Here is a 583-nt window from a genome sequence, read left to right on the forward strand (position 1 = left end):
GTGCCGCCGCCGGACGATGCTGGCCAGCGTGTCGCAGCGGGTTGCGCGGCGGCAGGGCCTTGCCATGCGGTGGCCGGGAGCGCGGCCATGATCGGCGTGGTCGTTCCCGCGCATGACGAGGAAGCGTGCCTGGGCGAGTGCCTGCATGCACTGCGCACGGCCGCACTGCATCCCGCGCTCCGGGGCGAGCGCGTGGACATCGTGGTCGCCCTCGACGCGTGTTCCGACCGCTCCGCCGACATCGCCCGGCGGCACGGCGTGCGCACCCTCACCCTCACCCGTCGCAACGTGGGCGCGGCGCGTGCCGCCGGTGCGCAGGCCGCACTCGATGCGGGCGCCCGCTGGCTCGGGTTCACGGATGCCGACAGCACCGTGGCGCACGACTGGCTCGCCTCCCAGCTGGGACTGGCGAGCGAGGCGGTCTGCGGCACCGTGGAAGTGCGCGAGTGGGGCGGGTACTCCGACGATCTCCAGCAGCGCTACCGCGCGGCCTACCACGACCGGCCGGACCACCGCCACATCCACGGCGCGAACCTGGGCGTGGCGTCCGGCGCCTACCTGCGTGCCGGGGGCTTCCAGGAAC

Annotated in this window: 1 protein-coding gene; it reads left to right on the forward strand. The window is 74.6% G+C overall.

Annotated elements, in window-relative coordinates:
• Positions 1–87 precede the first annotated feature (87 nt).
• Positions 88–583 (forward strand): glycosyltransferase (locus GVL52_RS31685; protein WP_160012686.1); only part of this gene is annotated, 496 nt, incomplete at its 3' end.

It is taken from the genome of Rhizobium sp. 18055 (assembly GCF_902706285.1).
GTDB lineage: Bacteria > Pseudomonadota > Alphaproteobacteria > Rhizobiales > Rhizobiaceae > Rhizobium.